Consider the following 14,815-nt stretch of genomic DNA (forward strand, 5'->3'; position numbering starts at 1 on the left):
ATCAGAGTCGCTGTAAACGGTGGTCTTGCAGAGCATAGCCCTGTTCACGGTAGAAACGGAAACTCTCCCGCGCCGCCGCACGAATGGCCGGCTCCTCCACCACGATCTCGGCAATGCGGGCAAAGCGTGCGGCAAAACCGGGTACCTTCAGGTCGAGATTGACCAGCAGGTCCTGATGATCGCCCGGGTCGTCACCGACCCCCAGCGCCACCGCGCCGTGCGGGTCGTCCTCGAGCGCGCTGTGGGGCACGAAGGCCTCGCCCTTGAACGCCCACAGCCGCGCATCCAGCTCGTCGCGCTGGGCCGCATCGCTGCAGTTGAGGTACACGCGGTGCCCAAGGCGCCAGGCCTTTTCGCACAGCTTGCAGGCGAAATCCAGCCGCGCGGCAGGCGCGGGGCTGGGCAGGATATAGAAGTCGACTTTGCTCATGGTGGGGTGGCCCACCGGCTACGCCTTGCAGCGCGGCCGGTGGACGGCGCCTCAGGCGTTGGCGCGGTCGAGCAGGTACTGGGTCAGCAGCGGTACCGGGCGGCCAGTGGCGCCCTTGTCCTTGCCGCCGCTGGTCCAGGCCGTGCCGGCGATGTCCAGGTGGGCCCAGTGGTAGGCCTTGGCAAAGCGCGACAGGAAGCAGCCGGCGGTGATGCTGCCCGCCTTCGGGCCGCCGATGTTGGCGATGTCGGCGAACGGGCTGTCGAGCTGCTCCTGGTATTCGTCGAACAGCGGCAGTTGCCAGGCGCGGTCGTCGGCACGCTTGCCGGCGTCCAGCAGTTGGCCGATCAGTTCGTCGTCGTTGCCCATCAGGCCCGAGGTATGGCTGCCCAGGGCGACGATGCAGGCGCCGGTCAGGGTGGCGATGTCGATCACCGCCTGCGGCTTGAAGCGCTCCACGTAGGTCAGTGCGTCGCACAGCACCAGGCGGCCTTCGGCGTCGGTGGTGAGGATTTCGACGGTCTGCCCGCTCATGGTGGTGACGATGTCGCCCGGACGGCTGGCGCCACCGCTGGGCATGTTCTCGGCACAGGCCAGTACACACACCAGGTTGATCGGCAGCTTGAGTTCGAGCACGGCACGCAGGGTGCCGAACACGCTGGCTGCACCGCCCATGTCGTACTTCATTTCATCCATGCCGGCACCGGGCTTGAGGCTGATGCCGCCGGTGTCGAAGGTGATGCCCTTGCCCACCAGTACGTAAGGCTTCTCGCTCTTCTTGGCGGCGCCCTGGTAGCTGAGCACGATCAGGCGTGGCGGCTGATCGCTGCCCTGGCCCACGGCGTAGAACGCGCCCATGCCCAGGTCCTTGATCTTCTTCTCGTCCAGCACCTCGACCTTGAGGCCCTTGAACTCCTTGCCCAGCGCCTTGGCCTGTTCGGCCAGATAGCTTGGGTGGCAGATGTTCGGCGGCAGGTTGCCCAGGTCGCGGGTGAAGCCCATGCCGTTGGCGATCGCGGTGGCGTGCTTGACGGCGCGCTCCACCTCGGCCAGGCCGGCCTTGTCGCTGAGCAGGGTGATCTTCTTCAGGGCGATCGGCTCGGCCTTCTTGCTCTTGTAATGATCGAATACATATTGACCATCGAGCAGGCTCTCGGCCAGCAGGCGTACCTTGCCGTAGTTGGCATCGCGGCCGGTCACGGCAACGTCGTCCAGTGCCAGCACCGCATCGCTGCCAGCCAGGCCCTTGAGCACATTGAGCACGCTGCCCGCCAGCTTGCGCCAGGCGCGGTCGGCAAGGGCGTCCTTGCCGGTCCCCACCAGCAATACGCGCTCGGCCTTGACCCCGGCCAGGCCTTGCAGCAGCAGGGTCTGGCCGACCTTGCCGGCCAGGTCGCCGCGCTTGAGCACTGCGCTCAGGGCGCCGTTGCTGGCGTCGTCCACGGCCTTGGCGGTAGCGCCCAGTGTGCGGCCTTCACCCACGCTCAGTACCAGGGTGGCGGTTTTCAAGGATGCTGCGGCTACGCTTTTTACAACCAATTCCATGTCAGGGTCCCCGAATGAACTGTCAGTGCGCGCTGGCGGTGCAGGCGCTCGAAGCGGCCTGGCGCGCCGTGGCGGGCCAGTCAGAAAGCGCCCAGTTTGAGCCTGCGGCGGGCGCGCTGACAACCCCGAGATGAAGCTTTGCACGGCGCCAAGTGACAGGCACGGCCATTCACAGGATAATGCGCGCACTTTTGTCCGGGTTCGCCTTTGGCGGGCGGGCGACTATCTTGGTTGCAACGTTTTCCCTTGTTCGGCTGTCCGAGCCTGACAACCCAGGAGTGTCTGGTTTGATCGTCTTCCGTTATCTGTCCCGCGAGGTCCTGGTGACCTTGAGTGCCGTCAGCGCTGTGCTGCTGGTCATCATCATGAGCGGGCGCTTCATCAAATACCTGGCCCAGGCGGCCCAGGGCATGCTCGATCCGGGCGTACTGTTCCTGATCATGGGCTACCGCCTGCCGGGCTTTCTGCAACTGATCCTGCCGCTGGGCCTGTTTCTGGGCATCCTGCTGGCCTACGGCCGGCTGTACCTGGAAAGCGAGATGACCGTGCTCTCGGCAACCGGCATGAGCCAGCAGCGCCTGCTGGGCATGACCCTGATGCCGGCGGCACTGGTCGCGGTGCTGGTAGCCTGGCTGAGCCTGAGCCTGGCGCCCCAGGGCGTGACCCAGGTATCGCAGATCATCAACCAGCAGGATGCGCTGACCGAGTTCGACACCCTGGTGCCGGGCCGCTTCCAGAACCTGCGCGACGGTTCGCGGGTCACCTACACCGAGCAGCTGTCGGATGACCGTTCAAAGCTGGCCGGCGTGTTCATTTCCGAGAAGCGACTGTCCCAGGACAAGAGCAAGGACCGTGGTATCTCCGTGCTGGTGGCCGAAAAGGGCCGTCAGGAAGTGCAGGCCGACGGCAACCGCTACCTGATCCTTGAAAACGGCTACCGCTACGACGGCAACCCGGGCCAGGCCGATTACCGCGCCATCAAGTACGACACCTACGGTGTGCTGCTGCCCAAGCCGGAGGTCAGCCAGGAAGTCACCGAGCGCGAGGCCATCCCGACGTCCGAACTGATCGGCAGTACCGGGCTGCGCGAGCGTGCCGAACTGCAGTGGCGCCTGTCGCTGCCGCTGCTGGTGTTCATCGTGACCCTGATGGCGGTGCCGCTGTCGCGGGTCAACCCGCGCCAGGGCCGTTTCCTCAAGCTGCTGCCGGCGATCCTTCTGTATATGGCTTACCTGACGATTCTGATTGCCGCCCGCGGCGCCCTGGAGAAAGGCAAGTTGCCTATCGGCCTGGGCCTGTGGCCGGTGCATGGGCTGTTCCTGCTGATCGGCCTGGGCCTGATGTTCTGGGAACCGCTGCGCCTCAAGCGCGCCAGCCGTCGTGCGGAGGTGGCCCGTGGCTAAACTCGATCGCTACATCGGCCAGAGCGTGTTCATGGCCATCCTCGCCGTGCTGGGGATCATCCTCGGCCTGGCGTCGCTGTTCGCCTTCATCGACGAGATGGGCGACATCAGCGATACCTACACCTTGTGGGACGCGGGCAACTACGTGCTGCTGACCGCGCCACGGCGCCTGTACGACATGCTGCCGATGGCCGCGCTGATCGGCTGCCTGATCGGCCTTGGCAGCCTGGCCAGCAGCAGCGAACTGACCATCATGCGCGCTGCCGGCGTGTCCATCGGGCGCATCGTATGGGCGGTCATGAAGCCGATGCTGGTACTGATGCTGATCGGCGTGCTGATGGGCGAGTACCTGGCACCCGTGACCGAGAACAAGGCCCAGGCCGACCGTTCGCTGGCGCAGGGTGGCGGTGAGGCGCAAAGCTCCAAGCGCGGCCTGTGGCACCGCCAGGGCGAGGAGTTCGTGCACATCAACACCGTGCAGCCCAATGGGCTGTTGCTGGGCGTGACGCGTTATCGCTTCGACAACGAGCGTCACATGCAGACCTCCAGCTTTGCGCGCAGGGCGCAATACACCCAGGGCCACTGGGAACTGACCGACGTGACCACCACGCACTTCCGTGGGGACCACACCGAAGTCATCCACAATGCCGAGGAGCGCTGGGACGTCGCGCTGACCCCCGAGCTGCTCAGCACCGTGGTACTGGCGCCCGAGTCGCTGTCGATCAGCGGGCTGTGGGACTACATTCATTACCTCTCCGACCAGGGCCTGAACAACGCGCGCTACTGGCTGGCGTTCTGGACCAAGGTGCTGCAACCGGTGGTCACGGCGGCGCTGGTACTGATGGCGGTGTCGTTCATCTTCGGCCCGCTGCGTTCGGTGACGCTGGGCCAGCGGGTGTTCACCGGGGTGCTGGTGGGCTTCGTGTTCCGCATCGCCCAGGACCTGCTGGGCCCTTCGAGCCAGGTGTTCGGCTTCCCGCCGCTGCTGGCGGTGGTGATCCCGGCGGCAATCTGTGCGCTGGCGGGGGTGTGGTTGCTACGCAGGGCGGGGTAGCGATTACCCTGGCCAACAAAAAGCCGACCTCAGGGTCGGCTTTTTCATTGGTTGCCTATGCCGGCGAACGGTGCGCTGCGGTTCTACTTCTTGCGCTTGGGAATCCGCACCAGCTGGGTTTCCGAGTACATGTCATGCCAGGCGCGTTTTTTCTTGTCCACCAGCGACCACAGAAACCCCAGGCCCAGGCACAGCCACGACGCAATCGACACCACAAAGCGCAGCAGTGCCTGCCACAGGCTGATGGCACTGCCGTCGGCATTCTGCACGCGGATGCCCCATACCTGCATGCCAAGGGTCTGGCCGCCGTGGGTCCAGAACTTGGCGAAGAAGCCGAACAGCATGAACAGCAGAACGGTCGACAGCAATGGATCGCCATCCAGCGCCCCCGCCTCGGTCAGGGCACGCATGCGCGTCTCGCCGATGATCGCCATCTGCACCATCTTGTACACCAGCGTGGTCACCATCAGCAGGGCGGTGCACAACAGGAAGTCATAGAACATCGCGGCCAGGCGACGGCCCAGGCCGACCACGGGGAACTCGCCCTGTGGTTGAAGAAGTTGCTTGGGCATGCGCTCAGGCTCCGGGTGACAAAGCGCCCATTCTACGGAATTGCGCGCACAAAAAAGCCCCTGCTGTTGCCAGCAGGGGCTCTTTCGTTGATGAAGATCAGGCTTCGGCTTGAACTTCGTCGGCTTGCATGCCTTTTTGGCCCTGCACAGCAACGAAGGTCACTTTCTGGCCTTCTTTCAGGCTCTTGAAGCCGTTGCCCTGAATAGCGCGGAAGTGTACGAACAGATCCGGACCGCTTTCTGGAGTGATGAAACCAAAACCTTTCTCGTCGTTAAACCACTTGACGGTACCGCTCTGACGTTGGGACATTGTCTTATTTCCTTTGAAACTTAGAATTAGTAACAGTTTCTTTCATTGAAAGAGTACTGGGCTGGGTTGCAGGAAAGTAAGAGACGTCGAACGGGTTGTAGCAAAACTCGGCGCTACTGCCCAGGTCACGAACCATAGCGACCCATGCAAACACAGTGCAGTGAATCTACACTCATTTCGATTGCAAAAACAAGTCCCGCAGAGCGCCGCACCACGGGGCCTGGCGGGAAATTGCCGGGGCTGTTTGCGGGCCGCTGTCGGGCGTGTTCGAAAGTTGTAAAACGCGTTCGAAAACGAATATCCCGAACGCGCCATGACACCTTGTTTCAATTGCGCTGTTTCAGCCGCGATAGTAGCGCTGGGCAACGAACGGCATCTTGCTGACTTTCATCGCCACCCGTTTGCCGCGCACGATGGCCCACAGCGGTGTATCGAGCGCTGCATGGGCCTGGTCCACATATCCCATCGCCACTGGCGCGCCCAGCGTGGGCCCGAAGCCTCCGCTGCAGATGCTGCCGACCACCGTGCCGGCCTCATCGACGATCTCGGCCCCTTCGCGCACCGGGGTACGCTCCTGCGGCAGCAGGCCGACGCGCTTGCGCGCCACGCCGCTGTGCTGCTGGGCGAAGATCGCAGCAGCGCCGGGGAAGCCTCCCGCCCGCGAGCCATCGGCGCGGCGTACCTTGGAGATGGCCCACAGCAGGCTTGCCTCGATCGGCGTGGTGTCGGCATTCATGTCATGCCCGTACAGGCACAGGCCGGCTTCCAGGCGCAGCGAGTCGCGCGCGCCCAGGCCGATGGCGGCCACTTCCGGCTCGGCCAGCAGGTGGCGGGCCAGGGCCTCGGCGCTGGCGCTGGGCACACTGATCTCGAAGCCGTCTTCGCCGGTGTAGCCCGAACGGCTCACGTAGCAGTCCACGCCCAGCAACACCACGGGCTTGAACTGCATGAAGGTCATGTCCGCCACCTCGGGGGCCAGGCGCTGCAGCACCTTGACCGCCGCCGGGCCCTGCAGGGCCAGCAGGGCACGCTCTTCGAACAGCGGCTGCACCTGGCACAGCGTGCCGATGTGCTGGCGCAGGTGGGCCAGGTCCTGGTCCTTGCAGGCGGCGTTGACCACCAGGAACAGTTCGTCGTTGCCCAGGTTGGCAACCATCAGGTCGTCGAGGATGCCGCCCTGTTCGTTGGTGAACATCGCGTAACGTTGCATGCCCACCGGCAAATCGATGATGTCGACCGGCACCAGGGTTTCCAGGGCCTTGGCGGCATCGGCGCCCACCAGGCGGATCTGGCCCATGTGCGACACGTCGAACAGGCCGGCCTGTTCGCGGGTGTGCAGGTGCTCCTTGAGCACCCCCAGCGGGTACTGCACGGGCATGTCGTAGCCGGCGAACGGCACCATGCGCGCGCCCAGTTCCAGATGCAGGGCATGAAGCGGTGTTTGCAGCAGTGTGTCGGTGGACATTGATGACTCCTTCTAGAGGCTTGAGGTTGTCAGCACTCGATGATGTTGACGGCCAGACCGCCGCGGGCGGTCTCCTTGTATTTGCTTTTCATGTCGGCGCCGGTCTGGCGCATGGTGCGGATCACCTTGTCGAGCGAGACGAAGTGCTGCCCGTCGCCGCGCAAGGCCATGCGCACCGCGTTGATCGCCTTGACCGAGCCCATGGCATTGCGTTCGATGCAGGGCACCTGGACCAGCCCGCCAATCGGGTCGCAGGTCAGGCCCAGGTTGTGTTCCATGCCGATTTCGGCGGCGTTCTCGACCTGTTGCACGCTGCCGCCCAGCACCTCGCACAGGGCCCCGGCTGCCATCGAACAGGCCACCCCGACCTCGCCCTGGCAGCCCACCTCGGCCCCCGAGATCGAGGCGTTTTCCTTGTACAGGATGCCGATGGCAGCGGCGGTGAGCAGAAAGCGCACCACGCCGTCTTCGCTGGCACCCCCGATGAAGCGCATGTAGTAGTGCAGCACCGCCGGCACGATGCCGGCAGCGCCATTGGTGGGGGCGGTGACCACGCGACCGCCGGAGGCATTCTCTTCGTTGACCGCCAGGGCATAGAGGTTGACCCAGTCGAGTACCGACAGCGCATCGCGCAGGCTCGCCTCGGGGTTGGCGCACAGCTGGCGGTGCAGGGCCGCAGCGCGGCGCTTGACCTTGAGCCCGCCGGGCAGAATGCCCTCGTTGCGACAGCCGGCAGCCACGCAGTCCTGCATCACTTGCCAGATGTGCAGCAGGCCGCTGCGGGTCTCGGCCTCGGGGCGCCAGGCCGATTCATTGGCCAGCATCACCTGGCTGATGCTCAGGTGATGCGTGGTGCAGTGGCCAAGCAGTTCCCGGGCAGTCTTGAACGGGTAGGGCAGTGTGGTGCTGTCCTCGACGATACGATCGGCCCCGGCGGCGCCTTCGTCGACCACGAAACCGCCGCCCACCGAGTAGTACTCGCGGCTGCGTACCTGCAGGCCGGCGGCGTCGAAGGCACGAAAGATCATGCCGTTGGGGTGAAAGGCCAGCGGCTTGCGGATCATCGCCAGGTGCTGTTTTTCGTTGAATTCGATGGCGTGCTCGCCCAGCAGGTAGAGCTGCCCGCTGCTGCGGATCGCCTGCAGGCGCGCTGCGATGGTGTCGGTGTCGACGCTGTCGGGGTGTTCGCCCTCAAGCCCCAGCAGCACCGCCTTGTCGCTGCCGTGGCCCTTGCCGGTGGCGCCGAGCGAGCCGTACAGCTCGACCTTGACGCTGGCGGTACTGGCCAGCAGGTCGTCGCGGCGCAGGCCCTCGGCAAAACGCGCGGCTGCGCGCATCGGCCCGACGGTATGGGAGCTGGAGGGGCCGATGCCGATCTTGAACAGGTCGAAGACGCTGAGTGACATGGTCGTACCCTCGTGCAGGTTGAAAAGCTTCGCCGGCAAGGCCGGCCCCTACAGATGCGCGCGGGCTCTGCAGGAGCCGGCCTTGCCGGCGAAGAGGCCCTCAGGCGTCCTGATAGCTTTCGATCGACGGGCAGGCGCAGATCAGGTTGCGGTCGCCGAACACGTTGTCGACACGCCCCACGGGTGGCCAGTACTTGGCCTCCACCAGCGATGGCAGCGGGTACACCGCCTGCTGGCGGCTATAGCCGTGGGGCCATTCGCCGGCCAGCTCGGCCGCGGTGTGCGGGGCGTTCTTCAGCGGGTTGTCGTCCTTGTCCAGGCTGCCGTTCTCCACTGCGCGAATCTCTTCGCGAATACAGATCATGGCGTTGCAGAAACGGTCCAGTTCCTCCTTGGCCTCGCTCTCGGTCGGCTCGATCATCAACGTGCCGGCCACCGGGAACGACATGGTCGGGGCATGGAAGCCGAAGTCGATCAGGCGCTTGGCCACGTCGTCGACGCTGATGCCGCTGCTGTCCTTGAGCGGGCGCAGGTCCAGGATGCACTCGTGCGCCACCAGGCCATTGCCGCCGGTGTACAACACAGGATAGTGCTCTTCCAGGCGGCGGGCGATGTAGTTGGCATTCAGGATCGCCATCTGCGACGCACGCTTGAGCCCGGCGCCGCCCATCATGCGGATGTACATCCAGGTGATCGGCAGGATGCTGGCACTGCCGAACGGCGCCGCGCATACCGCGCCCTGGGGGTTGTGCAGGTGCGCATGGCCCGGCAGGAACGGCGCCAGGTGCGCCTTGACGCCGATCGGGCCGACGCCCGGGCCGCCACCGCCGTGGGGGATGCAGAAGGTCTTGTGCAGGTTCAGGTGGGACACGTCGCCGCCGAACTTGCCCGGGGCGCACAGGCCGACCATCGCGTTCATGTTGGCGCCGTCGATGTACACCTGGCCGCCGTTGTCGTGGATGATCGCGCAGATCTCGCCGATGGCCTCCTCGAACACACCGTGGGTGGACGGGTAGGTGATCATCAGCGCGGCCAACTGGTCGCGGTGCTCGATGGCCTTGGCGCGCAGGTCGTCGATGTCGACGTTGCCACGGGCATCGCACGCAGTGACCACCACGCGCATGCCGGCCATGTGTGCGGTGGCCGGGTTGGTGCCGTGGGCCGACGAGGGAATCAGGCAGATATCGCGGCGGGCATCGCCCCGGCTCTGGTGGTAGGCGCGGATCGCCAGCAGGCCGGCGTACTCGCCCTGCGAACCGGCGTTGGGCTGCAACGACACGGCGTCATAGCCAGTGGCGGCGCACAGCATGGCCTCCAGCTCGTCGGTCAGTTGCTGGTAGCCCTGGCTCTGCTCGGCGGGGGCAAAGGGGTGCAGGTTGCCGAACTCGGCCCAGGTCACCGGGATCATTTCGCTGGCGGCGTTGAGCTTCATGGTGCACGAGCCCAGCGGGATCATGGTGCGGTCCAGCGCCAGGTCCTTGTCGGCCAGCTTGCGCAGGTAGCGCATCAGTTCGGTTTCGCTGTGGTAGCGGTTGAACACCGGGTGTTCGAGGATGGCCGACTGGCGCAGCAGGGCGGCCGGCAGTCGTGCTGGCGTGGCAGCGGCCAGCGCGGCGAAGTCCGGTACGGCCTGGCCATTGGCGAACAGCTGCCACAGGGCCTCGACATCGGCCTGGGTGCTGGTTTCATCCAGCGACAGGCCCAGGTGCTCGGCATCGATCTGGCGCAGGTTGAGCTGGCGAGCGCGCGCCTGTTCATGCAGCGCGGCAGTCGCGCCGCCGGTGGCCAGGGTCAGGGTGTCGAAGAACGCGGCGTTCTGAACGTTCACGCCCAGTGCCTTGAGGCCGCTGGCCAGGATCGCGGTCAGCTGGTGGGTGCGCTGGGCGATCTGCTTGAGGCCCTGCGGGCCGTGGTACACGGCGTACATGCTGGCGATGTTGGCCAGCAGTACCTGGGCGGTGCAGATGTTGCTGGTGGCCTTCTCGCGGCGGATGTGCTGCTCGCGGGTCTGCATGGCCAGGCGCAGGGCGGTCTTGCCGAAGCGGTCGATGGACACGCCGACCAGGCGCCCGGGCATGTCGCGCTTGAACGCATCGCGGGTGGAGAAGTACGCCGCATGCGGGCCGCCGAAGCCCAGCGGCACGCCGAAGCGCTGGGCGCTGCCGATGGCCACGTCGGCGCCGAACTCACCCGGCGGGGTCAGCAGGGTCAGCGCCAGCAGGTCGGCGGCTACCGCCACCAGCGCGTTGGCGGCATGCAGGCGCTCCACCAGTTCGCGGTAGTCGAACACCTCGCCGTTGCTGGCCGGGTACTGCAGCAGGGCGCCGAAGAAGGCGCTCACGTCGCCCAGCTCGCGCTCGTCGCCCACCACCACCTCGATGCCCAGCGGCTCGGCACGGGTGCGCAGCACGTCGAGGGTCTGCGGGTGGCAATGCACCGAGGCGAAGAAGGCGTGGCTGCCCTTGTTCTTGCTCAGGCGCTTGCAGAACGTCATGGCTTCGGCGGCGGCCGTGGCTTCGTCGAGCAGGGAGGCGTTGGCGATCGGCAAGCCGGTGAGGTCGCTGATCAGGGTCTGGAAGTTCAGCAGCGCTTCCAGGCGGCCCTGGGAAATCTCGGGCTGATAGGGGGTATAGGCGGTGTACCAGGCCGGGTTTTCCAGCAGGTTGCGCAGGATCGGTGCCGGGGTGTGGGTGTTGTAGTAGCCCTGGCCGATGAAGCTCTTGAACAGCTGGTTCTTGCCGGCGATGGCCTTGAGCGAGGCCAGGGCATCGGCTTCGCTCTGCCCGTCACCGAGCTCGAGCACGCTGGTGCCCTTGATGCTGTCGGGGATCACGGCGGCGCTCATGGCCTCCAGCGAGTCGAAGCCCAGGGTGGCGAGCATGGCCTGCTCGTCGGTGTCGCGCGGGCCGATATGACGGGCGATGAACTGATTGGCGGTGCCGAGGTTGATGGTCATGGTGATTTCCTCAGGCGTCGGCGTTGGCTTTGATCAGACGGTCGTAGGCGTCCTGGTCGAGCAGTTGCGCGACGGCGCCGGCATCGGCCGGGATGAAGCGGAAGAACCAGCCTTCGCCCAGCGGATCTTCGTTGACCAGCTCGGGGCTGTCCTGCAGCTGTTCGTTGACTGCCACCACTTCACCGGTCAGCGGCATGTACACGCCGCTGGCGGCTTTGACCGATTCGACGGTGGAGGCTTCGGCCCCGGCTTCGTAGGTTTGCAGTTCCGGCAGTTGCACATAGACCACGTCACCCAATGCGTTCTGGGCAAAGGCGGTGATCCCGACCGTGACGCTGCCGTCGGCTTCGGCGCGCAGCCATTCGTGATCTTCGGTAAAACGCAACTCGCTCATGGGAACTCCTCAGGGGTGCGGTAGGGCTCACCATCAGGCCAGCCCGGAACTGACATCTCCTTAGCAAGTTCGTGGCCATTTATAAAAAATGCTTACAAATCAATTGGTTATGTATTTGTCAGCGGTGCTCGTTATGCAGGTCGTAGCGAAATCGCTACACCTTTCGAGTATTGAAAAAGCGCAGAGGGATCAAAACCTTGCATTACAGTGGCAAACGGGCGATGTAGCGAAATCGATACGGTGTATCGAATTCGCTACGGAAGGGTTTCCTTTCCGGGAATGCCATACTTGCGCAGCCGATGCGCAATAGCCGTGTGCGAAGTCTGCAAGCGACCGGCCAACTGGCGGGTGGAGGGGTAGGTGGCGTAGAGCTTTTCCAGCAGGCCACGCTCGAAGTTCTCCACGGCCTGCTCCAGGCTGGCCACTTCACCATCGCTTTGGCGCGCCACCGAGGTGCCGGCAATGTCCAGGTCACCAATATCCACCAGGCTGCTCTCGCAGATGGCCGCAGCGCGAAAGATCACGTTCTGCAACTGGCGCACGTTGCCCGGCCAGCGGTTGCCCAGCAACGCCGGGTAGGTGCCCGGCGCCAGCCGGCACAGCGGACGCTGGATCTGCGTGCAGGCCTGGCGCATGAAGGCACGGGCCAGCATCAGGATGTCCTGGCCACGCTCGCGCAGCGGCGGCACTTCCAGGTTGAGCACGTTCAGGCGGTAGAACAGGTCTTCGCGAAAACTGCCTTCGGCAACCATCTTTTCCAGGTCGCGGTGGGTGGCGCTGAGGATGCGCACGTTGACCTTGACCTCGCGATCACCGCCCACGCGGCGAAAGCTGCCATCGCTCAGAAACCGCAGCAGCTTGGCCTGAAGGTAAGGCGACATCTCGCCGATTTCATCGAGAAACACCGTGCCCTGGTTGGCCAGCTCCATCAGCCCCGGCTTGCCGCCGCGTTGCGCGCCGGTGAAGGCACCGGGGGCGTAGCCGAACAGCTCGCTCTCGGCCAGGTTCTCCGGCAGCGCCGCACAGTTCAGTGCCAGGAAGGGTGCGCTGTGGCGGCTGCTGATGGCGTGGCAGGCACGGGCTACAAGTTCCTTGCCGGTGCCGGTCTCGCCGTGGATCAGCAGCGGCGCATCCAGCGCCGCCACACGCAGGGCGCGGGCCTTGAGGGTACGGATGGGCGGCGAGTCGCCGAGCAGCGCGTCGAAGCCTTCGGCATGGTCGTGGTGCAGGGCCGACAGGCGTTCGCCGATGCGGTTGGCCTGGTACAGCGTCAGCAGGGCGCCGGCGTTGGTGATCGGGGTGGCGTCGAGCAGCAGGGTCTGGCCGTTGAGGGTGACTTCGCGCAGGGGCAGGTGGAAACCCTGTTCGATCAGCGCATCGAGCAGTTGCGGGTCGCCGAACAGCTCACCCACCGAGCGGCCCTCCGGGTCCTGGCCGCACAGGGCGATCAATGCGGGGTTGGCCAGCAGCACATGGCCGGCGCTGTCCAGGGCCAGGACCGGGTCGCTCATGGCGGCGAGCAGGGCATCGAGCTGCAGGTGGCGGCGCTGTCCGGGGAGGATGTCGACCACTTTCACGCTTTGCACGCCGTGCACGTTGAACAGCGCGTCATGCAGCTCTTCGAGCACGTCGGGGCTCAGGGTCGGGGCGTCGATGTAGACGTTGGGCGGCACCATCTCCACGGCGTCCAGGTTGAGGTGGCGGGCACCGAGCAGGGCCAGCACTTCCTGGGTGATGCCGACGCGGTCGATGAAGCTGACGTGGATACGCATGGGGGGATGTTCTGGCTTGCCGGGATGGCAAGTATGCCTTGGCGGGCGTGGTGCGGTCGAATCGCGGGTCAAGCCCGCTCCCACAGGCGCAGGTGATTTTTGTGGGAGCGGGCTTGACCCTCGATGAGGTCGTGGTGAGCTAGCCCAGGTGCTCGGGCTTGACCGGGTCGCCCGATTTCACATCGAGCTGTGCGCGCACATCCTCGAACATCATGTCGTAGATCTTGTGCAGCGAGCTGATGCTGGCGGTTTTGGGCATGCCGTACTTCTGCGCGATGATCGAGGCCTGCCGCGCGAAGTCGAAGGCCTGGTCCTTGGGCATGAAGAAGGTTTCGTCCATCGGCTTGTCCTCGATGGTGCCATGCATGCGAAAACTCATGCCTTTGCCTTCCTTGGGATCCTGCTCAACCTTGTAGTCGATGCACAGGTTGTAGCTGTAATCGGCCTTGTTCAGCGCATGGCGCTCGATGTGCAGATGACCGGGTTCGAATATGGCCATGGCGGCTCCTCTGGAAGGTTGAAACGGGCGGACCTGCAGATCCGCCCAACTGCATCAACGGTAGTCGATACCCGGCTTGGACGTACTCACCCGAGTGCCGGCAGTGCCCTTGACGATGTCTTCGATATCGGCCAGCGAGCCGATAACCGCTACTTTGCCGGTGTGCCGGGCAAAGTCGCAAGCGGCCTGCACCTTCGGCCCCATGGAGCCTGCGGCAAAGCCCAGGCGCTCCAGTTCGTCCGGGTGGGCCTGGGCGATGGCTTTCTGGGTCGGCTTGTTGAAGTCGACATACGCCGCGTTCACGTCCGTGGCAATCACCAGCAGGTCGGCGTCCAGCTGTTCGGCCAGCAGCGACGAGCACAGGTCCTTGTCGATCACCGCCTCGATGCCCTGCAGCTTGCCGTTCTCACCATACATGGTGGGGATGCCGCCACCCCCGGCACAGATCACGATACTGCTCTTTTCCAGCAGCCACTTGATCGGGCGGATCTCGAAGATGCGCTTGGGTTTGGGGCTGGCCACCACGCGGCGGAACTTGTCGCCGTCGGCCTTGACCACCCAGCCTTTTTCCTTGGCCAGGCGCTCGGCTTCTTCCTTGCCGTAGACCGGGCCGATGAACTTGGTCGGGTCCTTGAAGGCAGGGTCGTTTGCGTCCACTTCCACCTGGGTCAGCAGGGTGGCGAAGGGCACCTCGAAATCCAGCAGGTTGCCCAGCTCCTGTTCGATGATGTAGCCGATCATGCCTTCGGTTTCGGCACCGAGCACGTCCAGCGGGTAGGCTTCGTCGGGTTTGTAGGATTGCGCCTGCAGCGACAGCAGGCCGACCTGCGGGCCGTTGCCGTGGGCGATGACCAGTTCGTTGCCGGGGTGGATCTTGGCGATCTGTTCGGCGGCGATACGGATGTTGGCGCGCTGATTGTCGGCGGTAAGGGGCTCGCCGCGGCGCAGCAGGGCGTTGCCGCCTAATGCAACAACGATACGCATGATGATGTCCTTTCTAGGGTGCAGG

At 64.9% G+C, this 14,815-nt stretch carries 13 protein-coding genes; 2 read left to right on the top strand and 11 right to left on the bottom strand.

The features are described from left to right. Position 1 precedes the first annotated feature (1 nt). Entirely contained in the window at positions 2-430 is a 429-nt protein-coding gene (locus MF6396_RS07255; RefSeq protein ID WP_043862523.1) for a DNA polymerase III subunit chi, read from the bottom strand. A 51-nt stretch (positions 431-481) separates the two neighbouring features. After that, complete coding sequence (locus MF6396_RS07260; RefSeq protein WP_078479976.1) at positions 482-1,975, bottom strand: leucyl aminopeptidase; 1,494 nt, start codon at positions 1,973-1,975, stop codon at positions 482-484. Positions 1,976-2,262: 287 nt separating this feature from the next. Here MF6396_RS07260 and lptF point away from each other — a divergent pair, with 287 nt between their 5' ends. Both lptF and lptG read left to right on the top strand, forming a co-directional pair. Then, positions 2,263-3,378 carry an LPS export ABC transporter permease LptF gene (gene lptF, locus MF6396_RS07265; RefSeq protein ID WP_078479977.1) on the top strand — a complete coding sequence of 372 codons (1,116 nt, stop codon included), beginning with the start codon at positions 2,263-2,265 and terminating at the stop codon, positions 3,376-3,378. Continuing rightward, positions 3,371-4,432 (top strand): LPS export ABC transporter permease LptG, encoded by a 1,062-nt coding sequence (gene lptG / locus MF6396_RS07270; protein ID WP_043862433.1) that lies wholly within the window; start codon positions 3,371-3,373, stop codon positions 4,430-4,432. Before lptF ends, lptG begins: the two co-directional genes overlap by 8 nt. An 83-nt stretch (positions 4,433-4,515) precedes the next feature. Here lptG and MF6396_RS07275 read toward each other — a convergent pair whose 3' ends face one another. The 9 genes from MF6396_RS07275 to arcC form a co-directional block, all read right to left on the bottom strand. Next, positions 4,516-5,004: an RDD family protein gene (locus MF6396_RS07275; protein ID WP_043862432.1), complete on the bottom strand. Its 489-nt coding sequence runs from the start codon at positions 5,002-5,004 to the stop codon at positions 4,516-4,518. Positions 5,005-5,101: 97 nt separating this feature from the next. After that, the gene (locus MF6396_RS07280) at positions 5,102-5,314 is read right to left on the bottom strand and encodes a cold-shock protein (protein WP_003175786.1); all 213 of its coding nucleotides are present in this window, start codon (positions 5,312-5,314) and stop codon (positions 5,102-5,104) included. Between the two features lie 340 nt (positions 5,315-5,654). Continuing rightward, on the bottom strand, positions 5,655-6,779 hold the full coding sequence (gene gcvT, locus MF6396_RS07285) for a glycine cleavage system aminomethyltransferase GcvT (RefSeq protein WP_058541434.1): 1,125 nt from the start codon (positions 6,777-6,779) through the stop codon (positions 5,655-5,657). 29 nt (positions 6,780-6,808) lie between these two features. Beyond that, positions 6,809-8,185 (bottom strand): L-serine ammonia-lyase, encoded by a 1,377-nt coding sequence (locus tag MF6396_RS07290; RefSeq protein ID WP_078479978.1) that lies wholly within the window; start codon positions 8,183-8,185, stop codon positions 6,809-6,811. Positions 8,186-8,285: 100 nt separating this feature from the next. Further along, positions 8,286-11,141 carry an aminomethyl-transferring glycine dehydrogenase gene (gene gcvP, locus MF6396_RS07295; RefSeq protein ID WP_078479979.1) on the bottom strand — a complete coding sequence of 952 codons (2,856 nt, stop codon included), beginning with the start codon at positions 11,139-11,141 and terminating at the stop codon, positions 8,286-8,288. 10 nt (positions 11,142-11,151) lie between these two features. Further along, positions 11,152-11,535, bottom strand: a complete 384-nt coding sequence (gcvH, locus tag MF6396_RS07300) for a glycine cleavage system protein GcvH (RefSeq protein WP_043862428.1) — start codon at positions 11,533-11,535, stop codon at positions 11,152-11,154. A 254-nt stretch (positions 11,536-11,789) separates the two neighbouring features. Further along, a complete protein-coding gene (locus MF6396_RS07305; protein WP_078479980.1) occupies positions 11,790-13,307 on the bottom strand; it encodes a sigma-54-dependent transcriptional regulator in 1,518 nt (505 codons plus the stop codon). Positions 13,308-13,446: 139 nt separating this feature from the next. Then, positions 13,447-13,806, bottom strand: coding sequence for a DUF5064 family protein (locus MF6396_RS07310; RefSeq protein WP_043862426.1), 360 nt, complete (start codon positions 13,804-13,806; stop codon positions 13,447-13,449). Positions 13,807-13,860: 54 nt separating this feature from the next. Next, complete coding sequence (gene arcC, locus MF6396_RS07315; RefSeq protein WP_043862425.1) at positions 13,861-14,790, bottom strand: carbamate kinase; 930 nt, start codon at positions 14,788-14,790, stop codon at positions 13,861-13,863. Positions 14,791-14,815: the final 25 nt, after the last annotated feature.

Origin of the sequence: Pseudomonas sp. MF6396 (genome assembly GCF_002018915.1) — a bacterium.
Classification (GTDB): domain Bacteria; phylum Pseudomonadota; class Gammaproteobacteria; order Pseudomonadales; family Pseudomonadaceae; genus Aquipseudomonas; species Aquipseudomonas palmensis.